Annotated in this window: 18 protein-coding genes and 1 tRNA gene; 14 read left to right on the forward strand and 5 right to left on the reverse strand. The window is 67.5% G+C overall.

Annotation, left to right across the window (positions count from 1 at the left end):
- Positions 1–35 precede the first annotated feature (35 nt).
- From EQ874_RS05055 to trxA, 3 genes are all read left to right on the forward strand, one after another.
- Entirely contained in the window at positions 36–554 is a 519-nt protein-coding gene (locus EQ874_RS05055) for a 2'-5' RNA ligase family protein (protein ID WP_129976064.1), read from the forward strand.
- A 268-nt stretch (positions 555–822) separates the two neighbouring features.
- Positions 823–1,791: a helix-turn-helix domain-containing protein gene (locus tag EQ874_RS05060; RefSeq protein WP_026003425.1), complete on the forward strand. Its 969-nt coding sequence runs from the start codon at positions 823–825 to the stop codon at positions 1,789–1,791.
- Positions 1,792–1,931: 140 nt separating this feature from the next.
- Positions 1,932–2,303, forward strand: a complete 372-nt coding sequence (trxA, locus tag EQ874_RS05065; RefSeq protein ID WP_016691445.1) for a thioredoxin — start codon at positions 1,932–1,934, stop codon at positions 2,301–2,303.
- 80 nt (positions 2,304–2,383) lie between these two features.
- On the opposite strand, the gene polA is transcribed toward trxA, so the two are convergent.
- Positions 2,384–5,107: a DNA polymerase I gene (polA, locus tag EQ874_RS05070; RefSeq protein WP_129976065.1), complete on the reverse strand. Its 2,724-nt coding sequence runs from the start codon at positions 5,105–5,107 to the stop codon at positions 2,384–2,386.
- Positions 5,108–5,360: 253 nt separating this feature from the next.
- On the opposite strand from polA, the gene EQ874_RS05075 reads away from it, so the two are divergent.
- From EQ874_RS05075 to EQ874_RS05090, 4 genes are read left to right on the forward strand one after another with little or no spacing between them, the layout of a single operon-like run.
- Positions 5,361–6,731, forward strand: coding sequence for a branched-chain amino acid ABC transporter permease (locus EQ874_RS05075; RefSeq protein WP_129976067.1), 1,371 nt, complete (start codon positions 5,361–5,363; stop codon positions 6,729–6,731).
- A gap of 3 nt (positions 6,732–6,734) precedes the next feature.
- Positions 6,735–7,724 carry a branched-chain amino acid ABC transporter permease gene (locus EQ874_RS05080; protein ID WP_016934864.1) on the forward strand — a complete coding sequence of 330 codons (990 nt, stop codon included), beginning with the start codon at positions 6,735–6,737 and terminating at the stop codon, positions 7,722–7,724.
- Positions 7,717–8,799, forward strand: a complete 1,083-nt coding sequence (locus tag EQ874_RS05085; protein WP_129976069.1) for an ABC transporter ATP-binding protein — start codon at positions 7,717–7,719, stop codon at positions 8,797–8,799. Before EQ874_RS05080 ends, EQ874_RS05085 begins: the two co-directional genes overlap by 8 nt.
- A complete protein-coding gene (locus EQ874_RS05090) occupies positions 8,796–9,635 on the forward strand; it encodes an ABC transporter ATP-binding protein (protein WP_207213491.1) in 840 nt (279 codons plus the stop codon). The genes EQ874_RS05085 and EQ874_RS05090 overlap by 4 nt, the downstream gene beginning before the upstream one ends.
- A 40-nt stretch (positions 9,636–9,675) precedes the next feature.
- Here the strand turns inward: EQ874_RS05090 and EQ874_RS05095 are convergent, their stop codons facing one another.
- The gene (locus tag EQ874_RS05095; protein WP_129976071.1) at positions 9,676–11,007 is read right to left on the reverse strand and encodes an ABC transporter substrate-binding protein; all 1,332 of its coding nucleotides are present in this window, start codon (positions 11,005–11,007) and stop codon (positions 9,676–9,678) included.
- Positions 11,008–11,193: 186 nt separating this feature from the next.
- Entirely contained in the window at positions 11,194–11,808 is a 615-nt protein-coding gene (locus EQ874_RS05100; protein ID WP_016934206.1) for a response regulator, read from the reverse strand.
- A gap of 110 nt (positions 11,809–11,918) precedes the next feature.
- Here EQ874_RS05100 and EQ874_RS05105 point away from each other — a divergent pair.
- The 5 genes from EQ874_RS05105 to ugpC all read left to right on the forward strand — a co-directional run bounded on the left by EQ874_RS05105 (position 11,919) and on the right by ugpC (position 15,550).
- Positions 11,919–11,992 (forward strand) — tRNA-Leu (locus EQ874_RS05105).
- Positions 11,993–12,077: 85 nt separating this feature from the next.
- Entirely contained in the window at positions 12,078–12,611 is a 534-nt protein-coding gene (locus EQ874_RS05110) for a hypothetical protein (protein ID WP_129976073.1), read from the forward strand.
- A gap of 77 nt (positions 12,612–12,688) precedes the next feature.
- Positions 12,689–13,351, forward strand: a complete 663-nt coding sequence (gene lexA, locus EQ874_RS05115; RefSeq protein WP_064063009.1) for a transcriptional repressor LexA — start codon at positions 12,689–12,691, stop codon at positions 13,349–13,351.
- Positions 13,352–13,709: 358 nt separating this feature from the next.
- A complete protein-coding gene (locus EQ874_RS05120; RefSeq protein ID WP_064063008.1) occupies positions 13,710–14,282 on the forward strand; it encodes a hypothetical protein in 573 nt (190 codons plus the stop codon).
- 185 nt (positions 14,283–14,467) lie between these two features.
- Positions 14,468–15,550: a sn-glycerol-3-phosphate ABC transporter ATP-binding protein UgpC gene (gene ugpC, locus EQ874_RS05125; protein ID WP_016933699.1), complete on the forward strand. Its 1,083-nt coding sequence runs from the start codon at positions 14,468–14,470 to the stop codon at positions 15,548–15,550.
- A 40-nt stretch (positions 15,551–15,590) separates the two neighbouring features.
- Here ugpC and EQ874_RS05130 read toward each other — a convergent pair whose 3' ends face one another.
- A complete protein-coding gene (locus tag EQ874_RS05130) occupies positions 15,591–16,301 on the reverse strand; it encodes an HAD family phosphatase (RefSeq protein WP_016933698.1) in 711 nt (236 codons plus the stop codon).
- Positions 16,298–17,167: a DeoR/GlpR family DNA-binding transcription regulator gene (locus EQ874_RS05135; RefSeq protein WP_242496656.1), complete on the reverse strand. Its 870-nt coding sequence runs from the start codon at positions 17,165–17,167 to the stop codon at positions 16,298–16,300. The genes EQ874_RS05130 and EQ874_RS05135 overlap by 4 nt, the downstream gene beginning before the upstream one ends.
- 315 nt (positions 17,168–17,482) lie before the next feature.
- Here EQ874_RS05135 and EQ874_RS05140 point away from each other — a divergent pair, with 315 nt between their 5' ends.
- A complete protein-coding gene (locus EQ874_RS05140; protein WP_016933696.1) occupies positions 17,483–18,460 on the forward strand; it encodes a sugar ABC transporter permease in 978 nt (325 codons plus the stop codon).
- Positions 18,457–19,341 carry a carbohydrate ABC transporter permease gene (locus tag EQ874_RS05145; protein WP_129976075.1) on the forward strand — a complete coding sequence of 295 codons (885 nt, stop codon included), beginning with the start codon at positions 18,457–18,459 and terminating at the stop codon, positions 19,339–19,341. The genes EQ874_RS05140 and EQ874_RS05145 overlap by 4 nt, the downstream gene beginning before the upstream one ends.
- Positions 19,342–19,364 lie beyond the last annotated feature (23 nt).

Raw genomic sequence — 19,364 nt, forward strand, 5'->3', positions numbered from 1 at the left:
CGGTGTCGTCGGTCACCCCGTCATCATTGCCTACCGTGGTCCAGTCGGTGGAACTCCTCCTCGACACCTCGCTCGACGCGGCGGTGCGCGACGAGTGGATCCGGCTGCTCGATGCGGGCCTGCACAGTCAGGCGTGCGTCCGTTCCGAATCCAACCGTCCGCACGTCACGCTGTTCGTCGCCCACGCCGTGCCGCCCGAACTCGAGGATGCGGTGCGGGCCGCGATCAGGGTCCGGCGGATCACGCTCCGACTCGGTGGTGTGGTGATCTTCGGCGGCCGGTACGCGACGCTCGCCCGCGCGGTCGTGCCGTCGATCGAACTGCTCGAACTCCAGGCGCGGGTGTTCGAGGCGCTCTCGGGGTGCCCGGGGATCCCGGCGCACATCCGTCCGGGTGAGTGGACACCGCACGTCACCCTGGCGCGGAGAGTGCCGGCCGCACGGGTCGGGACGGCGATCGTGGCGGTGCAGAGCCCGGAACGGCAACCGACCGGTTCGAGCGCGGGAGTGCGGCGCTGGGACGGCGACGCCAAGCGGGAATGGTTGCTCACCTGAGCGGTGAGCAGATGGTTCAGAAGCGATAGTCGCCGAACTGCGTCACTTCCCGATGGGTGTCGGGCGTGCGTTCGGTGAGCGCGAGCACGTCGAGGAGGAGGAAGATCGCCAGGAGTACGAGGACCAGCAGGATCATGCGTCGAGTCTGCTGCGTCGGGACCCGGCCCGACAGTGGCAGAATCGTCAGGAAACCTCGATTTTCTGCCACCGCACTGTCACACTCGTTGCCGTGTCCGGAACACCGCGAATCAGCGGCCGGCTCGAGAAGGTGGTCGTTCCCCTCCTCCCCTACGTCGAGACGTTCGAGCTCGGCGTGGCGTGCGAGGTGTTCGGATTCGACCGCTCCGACGACGGCCTGCCCACCTACGACTTCCACCTCGTCGCCGCGAGCACCGAGCCCGTGCGCACCCGCTTCGGCTACACCATCGACGTGCCCCACATGCTCGATCTGCTCGACGACGCCGACCTGATCCTGCTGCCCGCGGTGGACAGCGAAGGCATCGGTCTCGACGACGAGCGCCTCGAACCGCTGTGTGCGAAGCTGCGCGCCGCCGTCGACCGGGGTGCGCGCGTGGCGAGCATGTGCACCGGCGCGTTCGTCCTCGGCGCGGCGGGACTGCTCGACGGGCGCCGCTGCACGACCCACTGGATGCACGCCGATCGCCTCGCCCGGATGTATCCGACGGCGCAAGTGGACCGGGACGTGCTCTACGTCGACGACCATCCCGTCCTCACCGCCGCAGGCACCGCGGCCGGCATCGACCTGTGCCTGCACATCGTGCGCACCGTGCAGGGGGCGCAGGTCGCCAACACGATCGCCCGGCGCATGGTCGTGCCGCCGCATCGCGACGGTGGGCAGGCCCAGTACGTCGCGATGCCGCTGCCCGAATGCAAGGACGAGTCGCTCGCGCCTCTGCTCGACTGGATGAGCGAGCACCTCGACCGGGAACTCCCGGTGGCCGCGTTGGCACAGAAGGCGCACATGTCGGCGCGCACGTTCGCGCGGCGGTTCGTCGCCGAGGTCGGGGTCACCCCCGCGCGCTGGCTCCGCGACCAGCGGGTCCTGGCCGCTCAGCGGCTTCTCGAGGAGACCGACCTGCCCGTCGACGTGGTGGCCGACCGCGTCGGGTTCGGCACCGCAGCGGTGTTGCGTCGGCATTTCCTGCGGTTGCGCCAGACGACGCCGCAGGCCTATCGCCGTACGTTCCGCCGATCCCTCGAGCCGGTGAGCGTGTGACGCATCCCTCGGTTCGCCCGTCTCGACGCGTCCCCCGACGCGGTGCCGTCACGTAGCGTGGGCGGAAGGAAGACGTGACGGGAAGAAACAACTGCGGCCGGATGTTGGACCCGTCGACACGCCCGACCGAAAGGATTTCCGTGGCAACCAAGGCTCTCACCCAGCAGGACTTCGACGAGGTCGTCACGAGCAACGACATCGTGCTCGTCGACTTCTGGGCCGACTGGTGCGGCCCCTGCAAGCAGTTCGCCCCCACCTTCGAGGCATCGTCGGACAAACACCCCGACGTCGTGCACGCGAAGGTCGACACCGAGGCCGAGCAGGCCATCGCGGCAGCGGCGAACATCCGCTCGATCCCCACGATCATGGCGTTCCGCGAAGGCATCCTCGTCTACAACCAGGCCGGTGCTCTTCCGCCTGCCGCGCTCGAGGACCTGGTCTCGCAGGTCAAGAACCTCGACATGGACGATGTGCGCAAGCAGATCGCCGAGGCTCGCGCCGAGCAGGGCTGACCCACTCGCATCGACGGCGCCCGCTCCCGGCATTCGGGGGCGGGCGTCGTCGTCCGTGCGTCGCGGTCTTCCTGTACGGCTCAGTGTGCGGCGGCGTCCCAGCTGCGGCCGTAGCCGACCGAGACCTCGAGCGGCACCGACAGCTCGATCACCGAGTCCATCTTGTCGCGCACGAGCGCCTCGACCTGCTCGCGTTCGGATTCGACCACCTCGAGCACGAGCTCGTCGTGCACCTGCAGCAGCATCCGCGACCGCAACCCCGCCTCGTTCAGCGCCTTCTGCACGTCGATCATCGCGACCTTGATGATGTCGGCGGCCGTGCCCTGGATGGGGGCGTTGAGCGCGGCGCGTTCGGCGATCTCCCGGCGCTGCCTGTTGTCGCTGTTGAGGTCGGGAAGGTACCGCCGGCGGCCGTACAACGTGGACGTGTAGCCGACCTTGCGGGCCTCCTCGACCACGTTGTAGAGGTAGTCGCGCACGCCGCCGAAGCGGGTGAAATAGGCCTCCATGTGTTCGCGGGCCTCGTCGGTGGAGATCTTCAGCTGCTGCGCCAGCCCGTAGGCGCTGAGCCCGTAGGCGAGGCCGTAGGACATCGCCTTGACCCGGCGACGCAGTTCCGGTGTGACCTCCTCGAGCGGCAGCCCGAACGCGCGCGACGCCACGAAGGTGTGCAGGTCCTCGCCGGTGCGGAAGGCTTCGATGAGTCCTTCGTCGGCCGACAGGTGCGCCATGATGCGCATCTCGATCTGGCTGTAGTCGGCGGTGAGCAGCACGTCGAAGCCGTCGCCCACGACGAAGCCGTCGCGGATCCGGCGACCGGCCTCGGTCCGCACCGGGATGTTCTGCAGATTCGGCTCGGTCGACGAGAGCCGGCCCGTCGCCGCGACGGTCTGGTTGAAGGTGGTGTGGATGCGGCCGTCGTCGGCGACGGATTTGATCAGCCCGTCGACGGTGGTCTTCATCTTGGTGTGCTCACGGTGCGCGAGCAGATGTTCGAGGAAAGGGTGACCCGTCTTGTCGAACAGGTTCTGCAGCGCGTCGGCGTCGGTGGTGTATCCGGTCTTGGTCTTCTTCGTCTTCGGCATCTCGAGCTCGTCGAACAACACCACCTGCAGCTGCTTCGGCGAACCGAGATTGATCTGCTTGCCGATGACCTCGTAGGCGGCGTTCGCGGCCGCGGCCACCTGGGCCGCGAACTCGGACTGCAGGTCGTGCAGGTGTGTCGCGTCGACGGCGATGCCGGTGGCCTCGAGGTCCGCAAGGACCTCGAGCAGGGGCAGTTCCATCTCGGTGAGCAGCCGCACCGACTCGATGTCTCCGAGTTCGGTGTCGAGGGACGCGGCGAGGTCGACGACGGCGCGCGCGGCGAGGATCTGGGTCTCGGCCGCCTGCGCGTCGGCCGCGTCCTCGTCGTCGAGCAGCGAGAGTTGTTGCGCCCCGGTGTCTTCCACCCGAAGCTCACGCTTGAGGTAGCGCAGCGACAGGTCGTCGAGCTTGAACGAGCGCTGCCCGGGCCGCACCAGATAGGCGGCGAGCGCCGTGTCGCTGGTGATGCCGGCGAGCGACCAGCCACGACCGCGCAGCGCGTGGATGGCGGGCTTCGCCTCGTGCACGGCCTTCTCCACCGCAGAATTCGCGAGCCACGCGGCGAGAGCGTTCTCGTCCTCCGGGGTGAGCGCCACGGTGCTCACGTAGGCACCCTCGCCGTCGGCACCGGCGACGGCTATCGCGGTCGCGTCGCCGCCGTAAGGGGTGCCGGTGCCCACCACGGCGAGGCCGTGCCGTCGGCCCGCCGGAGCATGTTCGGTCAGCCAGTCCCCGAGGGCACCCGGCTCGACGATCCCGCCGCGTACCTCGAAGCCCTCCTCGGCCTCGGGCTCGGCCGACGAGAGCGTCTCGAACAGCCGGTCGCGCAGCACCTTGAACTCGAGATCGTCGAACAGGCGGTGGATCCGGTCGCGATCCCACGGGGCGAGCGCGAGCTGCTCGGGGGTGTAGGGCACCGCCACGTCGCGCACCATCTCGGTGAGCTGACGGTTGAGCAGCACGTTGGACAGATTCTCGCGCAGCGCGTCGCCGGTCTTCCCGCGCACCTCGTCGACGCGGTCGACGAGTCCGCTCAGGCTTCCGTACTCCCGGATCCACTTCGCGGCGGTCTTCTCACCGACACCGGGGATGCCGGGCAGATTGTCGCTCGGGTCGCCGCGCAGCGCCGCGAAATCGGGATACTGCTCGGGGGTGAGCCCGTACTTCTCCTCCACCGCCTCGGGGGTGAAGCGCGTCAGGTCGGAGACGCCGCGCCGCGGGTACAGCACCGTGATCTCGCCGTTGACGAGCTGGAGCGCGTCGCGGTCGCCCGTCACCACGAGCACCTTGAAGCCTCGCGCATGCGCCTGTGTGGCGAGCGTGGCGATGATGTCGTCGGCCTCGTAACCCTCGATCGCCATCACCGGGATCCCCATCGCCCCGAGGACGTCCTTGGTGAGGTCGATCTGGCCCTTGAAGTCGTCGGGCGCGGCGCTGCGCTGAGCTTTGTAGGCAGCGAACAGTTCGGCGCGGAAGGTCTTGCGGCTGACGTCGAATGCCGCCGCGACGTGCGTGGGCTGTTCGTCGCGCAGCAGGTTGATGAGCATGGAGGTGAACCCGTAGACCGCGTTCGTGGTCTGCCCGCTGTGGGTCTTGAAGTTCTCGGCGGGCAGCGCGTAGAACGCGCGGAACGCGAGCGAATGGCCGTCGAGGAGCAGCAGGGTCGGGCGGTCGTCGGTGGCCGCGATGGACGTCGCGGAAGTGGATGCACGGGTCACGCGTGCCAGTCTAGGGACCGAGGGCGACAGCGTCGGCCACACCGCCCGACCTGCTTCCCGCCGGTATCTGCGAACGCTCGTGAACCGAAGAAACGAGACCGAAACGTCCGGGTGATCCAATTTTTCCCTCGAGCCGCGTCGCAGCCGCTAGAGTCCCCTCTCACGACACCGTAGTCCGGCGTCATCCCTGTTCGGATGACGCCTCGGGCGCGGCGCCGCGCTCGATGACAGCGCACCGACCGGGAGGACCCGCGTGGCCCCAACCTCGGGATGTCGGCGACCACCGACGTCGACACTCCGCCGATCGGTTCGCGCCGTACTCGTCACGCTCACGGGTGTCCTGTTCGTTCTTCTCGGCGCCGGATTCTCCTCCGCGCAGGATCCACCGGATCCACCCTCCCCGCCCGCGACCACGGCACCGGCGTCCCCCGACGAGGAGCCCGCGGCAGGGGTGACCGTCCGCGGCACGCTGAACAACGCCGGTGAACGTCTCGACGGCGTCGTCGTCCGTGCGACGACGACTGGCGGCGAGGTGGTCGCGGAAGCCGAGTCGGCCGACGGCGGACGCTGGGAACTCAGCGTCCCACCCGGCACCTACGTCTTCGAGGTCGACACCGGGAGTCTGCCCGACGACGTCACCGTCCAGACCTCCGTCACCCGTGGAGTGGCGCCGGGACAGGCGAACACGGTGATCTTCTCGTTCGGCGAGGCCCGCACCGGCTCGACGGTGGCCTGGAGCGAGACGCTGATCCGCACGATCGTCGACGGTCTGCGTTTCGGCCTGGTCATCGCCATCGCCGGGGTGGGCCTGAGCCTCATCTTCGGCACCACGGGCCTGACGAACTTCGCCCACGGAGAATTGGTGACCCTCGGGGCGGTCGCGGCGTGGATCTTCAATGTCACGCTCGGCATCCGGTTGATACCGGCCACGATCCTGGCGGTGATCGTCGGCATCGTCATCGGCCTGCTCAACAACACGCTGATCTGGGCTCCGCTCCGGCGGCGCCACACCGGCCTGATCGCGCAGCTGGTGGTGTCGATCGGGCTCGCGATCTCGTTGCGCTATCTCATCCTGGCCTTCTTCTCCGACCGTACACAGGCGTTCGACGACTACCAGGCCCAGCAACAGCTGGTGTGGGGGCCGATCGCGATCACACCGGTCAACCTCGCGTGCATCGTGATCAGCCTGGTGGTGCTCGTCGGGGTGGCACTGCTGCTGCAGCGCACCCGGATCGGCAAGGCCATGCGCGCCGTGGCCGACAACCGCGACCTCGCGGCGTCGTCGGGGATCGACGTCGAACACGTCATCCGTTTCGTGTGGGGGCTCGGCGGCGGGCTCGCCGCACTCGGCGGTGTGCTCTTCGGCCTGTCGGAGCTCGGCGGGCGCGTGCAGTGGGAGATGGGCTTCAAGCTGCTGCTGCTGATGTTCGCCGGCATCATCCTCGGCGGTCTCGGTACCGCCTACGGCGCGCTGGTCGGATGCGTCGTGGTGGGCCTGCTCGTCCAGCTGTCCACCCTCGTGATCAATCCGGACCTGAAGTACATCGGCGGCCTGCTCGTCCTCATCGTCATCCTGGTCATCCGCCCCCAGGGCATCCTCGGCAGTCGGACAAGGATCGGGTGACCCATGGATATCGTTGCGGTACTCCAGGTTTCCTTCGCCCAGCTCATCGGCCCGTCGGCGATCTTCTACGCTCTGCTCGCGATCGGGCTGAACCTGCACTACGGCTACGCCGGCCTGCTGAACTTCGGGCAGATCGGCTTCGCACTGCTGGGCGGTTACGGCGTGGGCATCATGACCGTCACCTACGACCAGCCGTTGTGGGTGGGCATCCTCGTAGGCCTCGCCCTGGCAGGTCTGCTCGCCCTGGTCCTCGGTATCCCCACCCTGCGATTGCGCGCCGACTATCTCGCCGTCGCCACGATCGCCGCGGCGGAGATCCTGCGCCTGATGTTCCGCTCCACCGCGTCCGACTCGGTGACCGGCTCCACCCGCGGCCTGTGGGGATTCGCCGAGCCGTTCACCTCCCTGAGCCCGTTCGATTCGAGTCGCCAGTACAACCTGCTCGGTATGCGGTTCTACGGCGACGACCTGTGGGCGATGGTCGTCGGGTGGACGCTCGTGCTGCTGCTGTGCGGTCTGGTCCACCTCCTCTCCCACAGTCCGTGGGGACGGGTCCTCGAAGCGGTGCGCGAAGACGAGGACGCGGCCCGCGCACTCGGCAAGAACGTCTTCGCCTACAAGATGCAGGCCCTCGTGCTCGGCGGCATGATCGGCGGCCTCGGCGGAATCTTCAACGCGCTGCAGACCAAGTCGATCAACCCCGACTTCTACTCGACGGCACAGACCTTCTTCGCATTCGGCGCACTCATCCTCGGCGGGGCGGGAACGGTCTTCGGACCGGTGCTCGGTGCGATGGTGTTCTGGTTCCTGCTCACCCTCCCGGACGCCTTCCTGCGACAGGCGATCGCCGGACCCGACCCGCTGCTTCCCCTCACCGAACAGCAGGTCGGCGCGATGCGGTACGTACTGCTCGGCGTTCTCATCGCGGTGATGATGGTCTTCCGGCCACAAGGCATCCTGGGAAGCAAGCGGAAGGTGCAACTCGATGCCTGACACGATCCGACCCGACCCGCAGCCGTCCCGGACGGTACTCGGCGCGGACGAACGCGCCGTCCTGTTCGCCGGCGTCTCCCGCACGCCCGGCGTCGCCAAGCCCGACCCGATCCTCGTCGTCGACGACCTGCGCCGCACCTTCGGGGGCCTCACGGCCGTGGATGTCGGCCATCTCGAGATCCAGCGCTCCTGCATCACCGGCCTGATCGGCCCGAACGGCGCCGGCAAGACCACTCTGTTCAATCTCCTCACCGGCTTCGACCGGCCCGACACCGGCACGTGGGCGATGGACGGCGTCCCGCTCGGCCGACTCCACCCCCATCAGGTGGCACGCCGCGGGATCGTGCGCACCTTCCAGCTCACCAAGGCACTGTCGAAGATGACCGTCCTCGACAACGTCCGCCTCGGCGCCCGGCACCAGACCGGGGAGCGCATGGCCGGTGCGCTGCTGCCGTGGACGTGGCGCCGGCAGGAACGCGAGATCACCGCACGCGCGCACGAACTGCTCGACCGCTTCGGTCTGGCGGCGAAGGCCGACGACTTCGCCGGTTCCCTGTCCGGCGGCCAGCGCAAACTGCTCGAGATGGCACGGGCGTTGATGACCGAGCCGACCGTCGTCATGCTCGACGAGCCGATGGCCGGGGTCAATCCGGCGCTCACACAGAGTCTGCTCGGGCACATCAAGACCCTGCGCGACGACGGGACGACGGTGGTGTTCGTCGAGCACGACATGGACGTCATCCGCGACATCTCCGACTGGGTGGTGGTGATGGCGCAGGGCTCGGTGATCGCGGAGGCACCCCCGGACGCGTTGTCGTCCGATCCGGCCGTGGTCGACGCCTATCTCGGCAGTCACCACGACCAGGCGCTCGAATTCGACGACGACGGCAATCCCGTGGGCGCGACCGCCGAACTCGCCGACGCCCTCGCCGACGCGGAGGCGCAGACCCTCGAAGCCGGAGGCGACCTGTCGGATCCCGGAGCCGGAGGCGACCTGTCGGACCCCGGAGCCGGAGGCGATCCGGCCGATGCCGCGTCGACGGACACGACGGCGAGAACAGTGGAGAAGCCGTGAGCGACAACATCCGTCCTGGTCCGACCGACACGACGCCCACCGGCACGACGCCGGCCGAACGTGCGGCGTCCCCGGAGGGGCATGCCCGCCTCGCGGCCGACGCACTCCTGCGCGCCGACGATCTCGTGGCCGGTTACTTCCCCGGGGTGGACATCCTGCGCGGCTGCAACTTCTACCTGCGCGACGGTGAGATCGTGGGCATCATCGGCCCGAACGGTGCCGGCAAGTCCACTCTGCTCAAGGCGTTGTTCGGTCTCATCCCCATCCGCAGCGGTACCGTCACGCTCGGCGGGGACGCGATCACGTCGGCACCCGCACACGTCCTCGTGCGCAAAGGGATCGGCTACGTACCACAGACGCAGAACGTGTTCCCCTCACTGACCATCGAGGAAAACCTCGAGATGGGGATCTATCTGCGCCCCAAGGCGTTCGAGAAGCAGTTCGAGCGGGTGGCGTCGCTGTTCCCACTGCTCGCCGAGCGCCGGAAGGTCAAGGCGGGGGCACTGTCCGGCGGTGAACGGCAGATGGTCGCGATGGGGCGGGCATTGATGATGGAGCCGTCGGTGCTGCTTCTCGACGAGCCGTCGGCCGGACTGTCGCCGATGTTCCAGGACGAGGTCTTCATCCGTTGCAAGAAGATCAACGCCGCTGGGGTCTCGATCATCATGGTCGAGCAGAACGCGCGGCGCTGCCTGCAGATCTGCGACCGTGGTTACGTTCTCGACCAGGGCCGCAACGCCTACACCGACACCGGCACGAATCTGCTGCACGACCCGAAGGTCGTGGAACTGTATCTCGGTACTCTCGCCGGCAGCCGGGAGAAGCCGAAGGGGTGACCGCCCATCGGCGGCCACCCCTTCGCACACGACCTTCCGGTCACTCCCCGACCACGATGTAGTCCTCGGTGGTCAGTGTGTTGTCGGGACCGAACACGAGTCGGCCGTACGAGCCCACACCCGGTTCGCCCGCGTCCACGAAGCTGAGTTCGCCGGTGGCACCGTCGTAGTCGATGTCCTCACCCGTACGAAGAAGATCCAGGCACTGCTGGTAGCTGGTGCACTTCCGCCCGTCACGGGTCACCGAGTTGATGTTCGCGGCGATGTCCACCCCGGCGGTCGACCCCGCCTGCACTGCGGCCAGCGCCGAGACCACCACGGCGTCGTACGACTCACCGGCGTAGTTGAAGTCGATCAGAGCCGGATCGACACCGAGCAGCCGCTGCCGGAACTCCTCCCCGGTGTCGGTCAGCGGCGTGGTGCCGGCCATGCCGTCGAGCAGTCCCTCGGCGACGTTCTCGCCCAGCGCATTACCCATGTTGCCGTCGACGCCGAACACGGCCGTGCCGTCGGACGGGCCGATGCCCACCTCGTGCATGCGGGTGATGATCTTCGCCGACTCCTCGAACCCGATGAGCGCCACCGCATCCGGTCCGAAGTTGACCACCTGGTCGACCTCCGCGTTGAACGACTGCGCGTTGGGGTCGTAGATGATCTTCTGGATCTGGTCCTCCGGGATACCGGCGTCGACGAGGTTGGTCACGGTGTTCTCGGCGAGTCCGGTGCCGTACGGGTCGTTCAGCGCCAGGATCGACACGCGCTGCGCTCCGTCCTCGGCGATCAACTGCGCGAGCGCCTGAGCCTGGAGCACGTCGGTCGGGGCGGTACGGAAGTACAACCCGCGGTCGGGATAACAGACGAACTGGTCGGACGTGTTCGCCGGCGAGAACTGCACGACGCCGGCGCTGACGATCTTGTCGATCACCTTGAGCGAGACCGACGACGACGCGGCGCCCACGATCACCTGGGTGCCGTTGGCGAGGTGTCGGTCGACGGTGGTGTTCGCGGTGTCGGTCGTCGTATCGCCGGAATCGCCGGGGAACAGTTCGACCGGTTGATCGAGAACCCCGCCGGCGGCGTTGATCTCGTCGACGGCGAGTCGGACGGCGGCGACCTCGGGCGGGCCGAGGAAGGCGAGGCTGCCGGTCTCGGGGAGGATCGTGCCGATCTTCAGCGGTCCTGTGGCGGGAGTCGTCCCGGCTGTGGCCTGTTGCGGTTCGCAGTCGGTCTCGACGGTCGTCGCGGCCGCCGATCCGTCGTCGCCGGCCGACGTGCCGGACGTCGAATCGTCACCGTCCGAACTGCACCCGGCGAGGGCGAGCGTCGCAGCACCGAGTACCGCTACGGCGCGGACCAGAGTCCGTCTTGCCATTCAACTCTCCTTCGAACGCCTGACACCGCATCCGGCGGATTCCGGATGTGGTCGAAACATAGCGGTCGGACGAACCCCGTGAACCGTGCCGAAATCCTTGTGATACGACCGTTATCTGCGGAGCGGAGATGTGATGTGGCGGTAACGCGGCACGGCGCCGTGAGCACGCGAAACCGGTTCGGGCAGCTACTCGGTGGTGTCGCCCCCGAGGGTCTCCAGAACCACGACGGCGACCTGCCTCATGGTGGTGCGGCGGTCCATCGCCGCCCGCTGGATCCACCGGAACGCTTCCGGCTCGGTCATCGCGTGCTTCTCCATGAGCAGACCCTTGGCCCGGTCGACGAGCTTGCGGGTCTCGAAGCGTTCGTTGAGACCCTGCACCTCGCGCTCGAGCTCGCGCAGCTCGGAGAAACGGCTCACGGCCACCTCGATGGCGGGCACGAGATCACTTTTCGAGAACGGCTTGACGAGGTAGGCCATAGCGCCTGCGTCGCGGGCGCGTTCGACGAGTTCGCGCTGGCTGAAGGCTGTGAGAATGACCACAGGGGCGATGCGGCGCTGTGCGATCTCGGACGCGGCGTCGATGCCGTCGCGACGCGGCATCTTGACGTCCATGATCACCAGATCGGGGCGGAGCTCGTCGGCGAGTTCGACGGCACGCTGTCCGTCGCCCGCCTCGCCGACCACCTCGAAGCCCTCTTCACGCAGCATCTCGACGAGATCGAGCCTGATCAGGGCCTCGTCTTCCGCTACGACGACCCGACGAGGAGTTGGTGTGCTGTCGTGCGGCGCGGAGGTCATGGTCGGGCCTTCCCCTCGGTACTGGCGGTCCCCGGGTGCGGGAGTGGAACGTAAGAAAGGGTACCGGTGCGCGCCCGCTTCGCCCGATCCTCTACAGTGGTGTCCGCAACGCCCCCGTATCCCAATTGGCAGAGGAAACGGATTCAAAACCCGTCCAGTGTGAGTTCGAGTCTCACCGGGGGCACCGCTTTTCACTCCGCGGCGCGGCGCGGCCGCGGGAAGCAGCCCGCCTCCCGCCGATTCCTTCCTCCCTGTCGTAATGTTCCGACGTGGGTATCTGGGTTCTTGTCGTCGTCGCACTCGTCACCGGGACAGTGTCATGGGCAGTCGTGCGTCTGACGCGCGAGCTGGGCCGCCGAAACCTCCGGACCCGGATCGCAGCCGATCTCGCCATCTACAACGCACTCGGCGACGAGTTCCGCAAGCGTCCCGTCCGGGAGAGCATCGACGCAAGGCTGTGGCAGTTGGCGGCCCGGTCGATGCCGCTGCCGCCGGGATCGCGCCCGAAGCCTCGAGTGCGCCGGATCCTGGCTCTGGCCGGAGTCGCACTCGTCGTCGTCGGCGCCCTCGCGCTCCTGGAACTCGTCCTGAACATCCGGGAGGACGACTCGCTCCGGGTGGCTCTCGCCCTGCTGGGTGGCGCCCTGGTCGGATTCTCGATTCCGGCCTTGTCCGTCGATCCGGCGGAGATGCAGGACCGACAGCTCGTCCGTGCGTTGCGGGAACGCCGCGCCATGGAGCAGCTGCAGAACGGACCGGGTTCGTCTGCCGGCACTTCCTCGGAGCTGGCGGAGACGGCGTAGCGGCGCCTGATCCGCTCTCTCGTACGGGTCTCTGCCCGCAGCGAGCCGAGTTCGTCTCGCCCACTACGATTCGCCGGGTGACCGGTTACGACGAGTTCGACATGTTCGGGGGCCTCGACCCTGCTTCCCTGCCGCTGCGCCAGCAGCAGATCCTGGCCGCGATCCGGGACTGGGTCGTCGCTCAGGGGTCTTCGCCGAGCACCCGGCAGATCGCCGATTCGGTCGGTCTGCGGTCGACGTCGACGGTCTCGAAGCATCTGAAGAGCCTCGGAGAGAAGGGTTTCCTGCGTCGCGGCAGCGCCGTGGCCCGCCAGCTCGACGTACGTCCGTTCCTCGGATCACCCGGTGGGGAACGAGCGTCCGACGACACCGTGACCGTGCCGGTCGTCGGCGACATCGCTGCGGGCGCACCGATTCTCGCCGAGGAGCACACCGAAGATCTGCTCACGCTCCCTCGCGATCTGGTGGGCTCCGGCACCGTCTTCGCGTTGCGTGTGCGCGGCGATTCGATGGTCGATGCGGCGATCTGCGACGGTGACACAGTGGTGGTTCGGCGACAGCACGAGGCCCACTCCGGGCAGATCGTCGCGGCGATGATCGACGGCGAAGCGACGGTCAAGGTGTACCGGCGCCGCAGCGGCCACGTCTACCTCGAACCCCGGAACTCCGCGTACCCCGTCCTCGACGGTGACGAGGCAATCGTGCTGGGCACGGTCGTGTCCGTCATGCGCCGCATCTGACCCCTGCCGAGGTCGGCCGCAGGTCGGATCGGTGACGACCGGATCATCTCGGTCGCGTTCGCATGGTCGCGGGGTCACCGTAGGTGAGGACGTACTCGGCCGGATACATCTCGACGATCGACACACCCACGGGACACGTGTTCGTTCGCGGTGCCGGTCCGCAGACCGCTCCGGGTGTGACCGAACGGGATCTGCGTACTGCTCGGGGCGGCGACCTGCACTCGAACGTTCCTGTCGGTGGCCCCCTCTACAGTTCTGTCGTCCGGGATTCGCTCCGAACCCAGCGATACGAAACGGAACCGCCATGCCGACGCCCGCCATGCCGCACACACCTCGATCGTGCCGGTCTTCCGTCCCGATGCGATCCGCTCGTGGACTCCCCCGGCGGATCACCGCATGCCGGACGACGATCCCGTTCGGGCGCGACAGCGACGGCACACCCGTCTCGTGGGATCTCTCCGCCGGACGGCACCTGCTGATCCACCGCGACGAGCGCCGCTCGGTACCCAGCGTGTCGCTCGATCTGATCGCCATGACGACACTGACCGGCGACACGCACGATCTCGTCGTCGTCGACCCTCATCGGAGGCATCGCTGGCTCGGAGGATCGGCCCCGCTTCCCTCGGGGCCGATCTGCTGGGCCACGACCGCCGAGCAGATCACCCGCGTCGTGGCCGCACTCGATTCCCCGATCGTCGGACCCCCGCGCGTGCTTCTCGTCGCCGACCTCGCGGCGACGGTCGCAGCGCTCGACGAGGAGGGGCGGGAGCGGCTCGCGGCGATCGCGACCGGCGCGAGCGAACGGCAACTCCTGCTCGTCGCCACCACGGCGGATACGAATTCCCGCTGGTATCCCGCCGGGCTCATCGATGCGTTCGACGACATCGTTGCGCGACGAGGTGCGGACCGACCGACGAACACCGTTCGCTGATCACGTAACGCACTCGGAGTCCCGGCGCTCGAACGGTCTCCACGCACTCCTCTCACGCGGTCCATATCCCGTTCGGATCGACGCTGCATGCCGTTCACGCAGACCCGATGTGATGCATCGGTCCGTCTCGGACGTCTCTTCACTTCGGATCGTCGGGCACGTTCCTGCCCGTGAGAGGAATATTCGTGGCAACAGTTACCTTCGACGGCGTCACCCGGCATTATTCCGGTGCGCCGCGTCCCGCGGTCGACGCGCTCGACCTCGACATCGCCGACGGCGAGTTCCTCGTGCTCGTGGGCCCGTCCGGCTGCGGCAAGACGACCTCGTTGCGCATGCTCGCCGGTCTCGAGGAGATCGATGCGGGGCATCTGTTCATCGGCGACACCGACGTCACCGATGTCGAGTCCTCGCGACGCGACATCGCGATGGTGTTCCAGAACTACGCGCTCTATCCGCACATGACCGTCGCCGAGAACATGGGATTCGCTCTGAAGATCGCCGGGGTGTCGAAAGACGAACGCACCCGCCGCATCACGGAGGCAGCGCGCATGCTCGATCTCGAACCGTATCTCGGGCGTAGGCCCGCCGCACTGTCCGGCGGGCAACGACAGCGGGTGGCGATGGGACGCGCCATCGTCCGCAATCCGCAGGTCTTCCTCATGGACGAGCCGTTGTCGAATCTGGATGCCAAGCTGCGTGTGCAGACCCGGAACGAGATCTCGCGGCTGACACGCCGTCTCGGCGTCACGACCTTGTACGTCACACACGATCAGGTCGAGGCGATGACGATGGGCGACCGCGTCGCAGTGCTCGACGGCGGCATCCTGCAGCAGGTCGATACGCCGCGCGCACTCTACGAACGTCCGGCGAACCGGTTCGTCGCCGGGTTCATCGGGTCACCTGCCATGAGTCTGTTCGACCTTCCGCTCGTCGACGGTGGTGTCGACTTCGCGGGCACCGTCGTTCCCGTGGAGCGGACGATAGTGCGGGCGGTCACGAGCGGGCAGGTCACGGTGGGTGTTCGACCCGAATCCGCGCAACTCACCGGGGATGCCGACGGTGTGGACATGATCGTCGATGCCGTGGAGGTTCTCGGTGCCGATGCCTATCTGTACGGGCGGGTGATCGGTGCGGAGCACTCGTACCCGCTCACCGTGCGCACCGACGGAAACGATCATCCTGCGGTGGACACGACGGTGCGCGTGCGTCCGGATGCGTCGGCGGTGCACCTCTTCGACGGGGTCACCGGTCTTCGGCTGAGCGCATAGACCGACCGCGGCGGGACCCGCGCGGGTCCCGCCGCCACTGTCAGCCCGCGTCGAGCAAGTGGCGGAGGTCGGCGAGACCACGACCTTCGAGTGTCGGCCACAACGTGTGACCGGGACCGTCGGGCAACGCCACCATGTTCGGCACGCCGAGGGTCACCACACCCGCCGCCTTGGCCGACGCGAGACCGGGTAGAGAGTCCTCGATGGCCACGATCCGCTCACGCGAGAGGACTCCGCGGGTCGCGGAGAGTCGTTCCACGGCCAGATCGTAGGGCTGCGGATCGGGCTTTCCGCGCTCGACCATGTCGCCGCTGATCACGAATTCGAAGGTGCCGGAGGGCAGGAGCCGGTGAATCTCGGAGGCCAGCTTTCGCTCGCTCATCGTGACCATGACACACGGGACGTCGGCCTCCCGGATCTCGGCGAGCAGTTCCCGGGCGCCGGGCCGCCACGGCACGGCTTCCCGGACCTGGTCGATCACCGAATCGACCAGGGTGTCGATGATCTGCCGGATGCCGAGGCCGACGCCGGCCTCCCGCAGGATCGCAGCGGACGTGGGCAGCGAGTTGCCCACCAGAGCGGTCGCCTGCTCGTGCGTCCACGGAACGCCGTGTTCGGCGGTGAGCGAGGTCTCGGCCCGGAACCAGTACGGTTCGGTGTCGACGAGCGTGCCGTCCATGTCCCACAGCACGGCATGTACGCCGGTATCGGTCCGCACCCGCGGTGTCCGGTCGGTGTCCGTCTGGCTCACGTGTTCTCCTCGTCGTATTCTTCGGCGCCCTGCTCTCGTTCGGAGCAGGCGGTAGCGTTCTCGGTCCGATCGGGGTCGACCGTGATCACCCGCACCCCGCGCGCACGGATCGTGTCGAGTAGTTCGACGGGAGCCGCGGTATCGGTGATCAGCTCGTCGACGACATCCCAGTCGCAGATGCGGTGCAGCGACGTGGCGCCGAGCTTGGTCGAATCGGCCAGCAGCACACTGCGGCGCGCGGAGCGGATCATGGCGGACTTGACCGCCACGATCGATTCCTCCTGATGGTAGAGGCCTGCCGTGTCGACCGTCGTGGTGGACAGGAAGGCGACGTCGACGCGGAGCGCCCGGATCGCGTTCACGGCGCCGACCCCGAGGAACGATTCGTGACCCACGTTGTAGGTGCCCCCGAGCCCCGTCACGGTGCTGCTTCCCGCTCCGGTGGCGGCACGCGCAAGACGGGTGAGGGTGGGCAGATAGTTGGTGACCACGTGCAGGTCCTCGATGTCGAGCAGGTGGTCGATCATGGTCGCCACGGTGGTCGAATCATCGAGCAGGATCGAGCTTCCGGGCGTCACCGTCCGGGCCGCCGCTGCGGCGATCGCAGATTTCTCCGGTACTGCCAGGCGTCGGCGCAGCGCGGCACTGATCTCGTACGTGCTCGTACGCGCCACACTGACTCCACCGCGGAACTTGCGGACGATGCCGCGCCGCTGGAGTTCGTCGAGATCGCGGTGGACGGTCATGAGCGAGACACCGAAGGTCTCGGCGAGCACTTGCGCCGAGGTCGTGTCGTCGGCGAGCAGCACTTCGATGATCGCGTCGAGCCGTTCCTGGCGTGATGTGCTGATGGCTCTCGAGTGCACGGCGGTCGCCTCCATCATCGAATCGGGGATCGGTGACGCTGTTTATATCACTTTTCATGTGATTAACGGGCCATGAACACGAAGGGAAACTTCGCCGGATCCCGACCCAACGGAACTTGACACCCACCACGAGTGACGACCGCGCTTCACACGAATCCCGTTGCAACACAAGCTTGAAGCGCATATCTCGGCATACCGGGCACGTGCGCCGGAAGCGCCGGCATGCGTTTTGACCACCTCCGTCGGCAGTGCCACCATGATCGTCATCCCACGTTGGAGATAACAGTTCGTTGATAATTCGGAAGGAGGGCGGACATGTCCGTCACCGCCCAGCGCGCTCCCGACACACCCGTGCGGGCAGCGGTGGCGCCCGTCGCCCCAGCGACTCCCCCGGCCCGGCGGCCCGAACGCGCCCGCGCCCGAAAACGGCGCGAGTACCTGTTGTTCGCGCTGTTCGCATTCCCCAATCTCGCGTTGATCGTCGTGTTCGCCTACTGGCCGGTGCTCGGTAACGCCGCGCTGAGCCTGACGCGGTGGGACATGATCGCGCCGTCCCCCACCTTCGTCGGCCTCGACAACTACGTCACCCTGCTGAGCGACCCGTCGTTCCTGAGAGTTCTTCGCATCACCGCGATCTGGGTCCTCGCCGTCGTCGGCATCAGCCTCACCGGCGGTCTCGCACTGGCCCTGCTGTTCGCCTCCGGAACCCGAGGGCGGTCGGCGGTCTCGGCACTGGCATTCTCGCCCCACATCCTCTCCGGTGCCGCGGTCGCCGCCATCTGGCTGTTCCTGTTCGATCCCAACTACGGGTTGTCCCGCATCCTGTTCGACACCTTCGGACTCGACTCCCCGCACTGGACGACCTCGAGCGGTTGGGCACTGCCCGCGCTCATCATCGTGGCCATCTGGAAGGGAGTGGGGTTCGTCGCCATCGTCTATCTCGCGGCGATCCTGGCGCTCCCCCGGGACGTGATGGAGGCCGCGCGACTCGACGGCGCGTCGCGGTGGCAGACCTTCCGGCACATCACGTTGCCCCTGCTCTCCCCCACGACGTTCTTCCTCCTCGTCACCCAGGTGATCGGCGCGTTCCAGTCGTTCGACCTCATCGCGATGATGACCGGCGGCGGACCGGCCGGAGCGACCACCACGTTGAGCTGGTTCATCTACAACGAGGGATTCCGGCAGTTCAAGGCCGGATCCGCCGCGGCCGGCGCGATGATCATGTTCGTCCTGCTCATGGTCGTCACGGTTCTGCAGATGCGCTTCGTCGAGAAGAAGGTGCACTACCGATGATCACCACCGTCGAACGCCCCTCCCGGGAACGCAGCACGAAGCCCGGCCGCCGTCCCCGCCGACGACGAGTCGGCAATCCCCTCACCGTCGTCGGGCTCGTCGTCGTCGCCGCGGTCTTCCTCGTCCCCTTCTACTGGATGGTCTCCTCGGCGTTCAAGCCGGAACACGAGATCTATTCGTGGCCGCCGCAATGGATTCCGTCGACGATCACACTCGAGCATCTGGCCCGCGCATGGGAGGCTGTGCCCTTCGGACAGTTCTTCGTCAACTCGCTGATCGTCACGGCGGCCGGATCGACACTGAAGGTGCTGCTCGCGGTCTTCAGCGCCTACGCCTTCGCGTTCCTGCGTTTTCCCGGCAAGAGGATCTTCTTCCTCGCCGTGCTCGGCGCGCTCATGGTGCCGGGTCACGTCACCCTGCTGATCAACTACATCACCATCGGCAACCTCGGCCTGATCAACACCTATGCGGGCATCTTCCTGCCCGGTCTCGCCAGCGCCTTCGGGACCTTCCTTCTGCGCCAGCACTTCCTGGCACTACCGAAAGAAGTACTCGAGGCCGCGGAACTCGACGGGTGCGGCCATCTGCGCCGCCTCGTGCACTTCGTTCTTCCGATGTCGCGCCCCGCCGTCGTCACGGTGGCGCTGATCGCGGTCATCGACGAGTGGAACGACTTCATCTGGCCGCTGCTCGTGACCAACACCCTGCAGGCCCGCACCCTGCCCATCGGTCTGATGTTCCTCAAGGAGACCGAAGGTGTCGACCAATGGGGTCCGATCATGGCCGGCACCGTCCTGGTGATCCTGCCGATGCTCCTGCTGTTCCTGTTCGCCCAGCGCTACATCATCGCCGGTTTCGCCGGCGCCGCCACGCGGCGCTGACCTCCCCTCCCCCACGAATCCCC

The organism is Rhodococcus sp. Q1 (genome assembly GCF_004153645.1).
GTDB lineage: Bacteria > Actinomycetota > Actinomycetes > Mycobacteriales > Mycobacteriaceae > Rhodococcus > Rhodococcus gordoniae.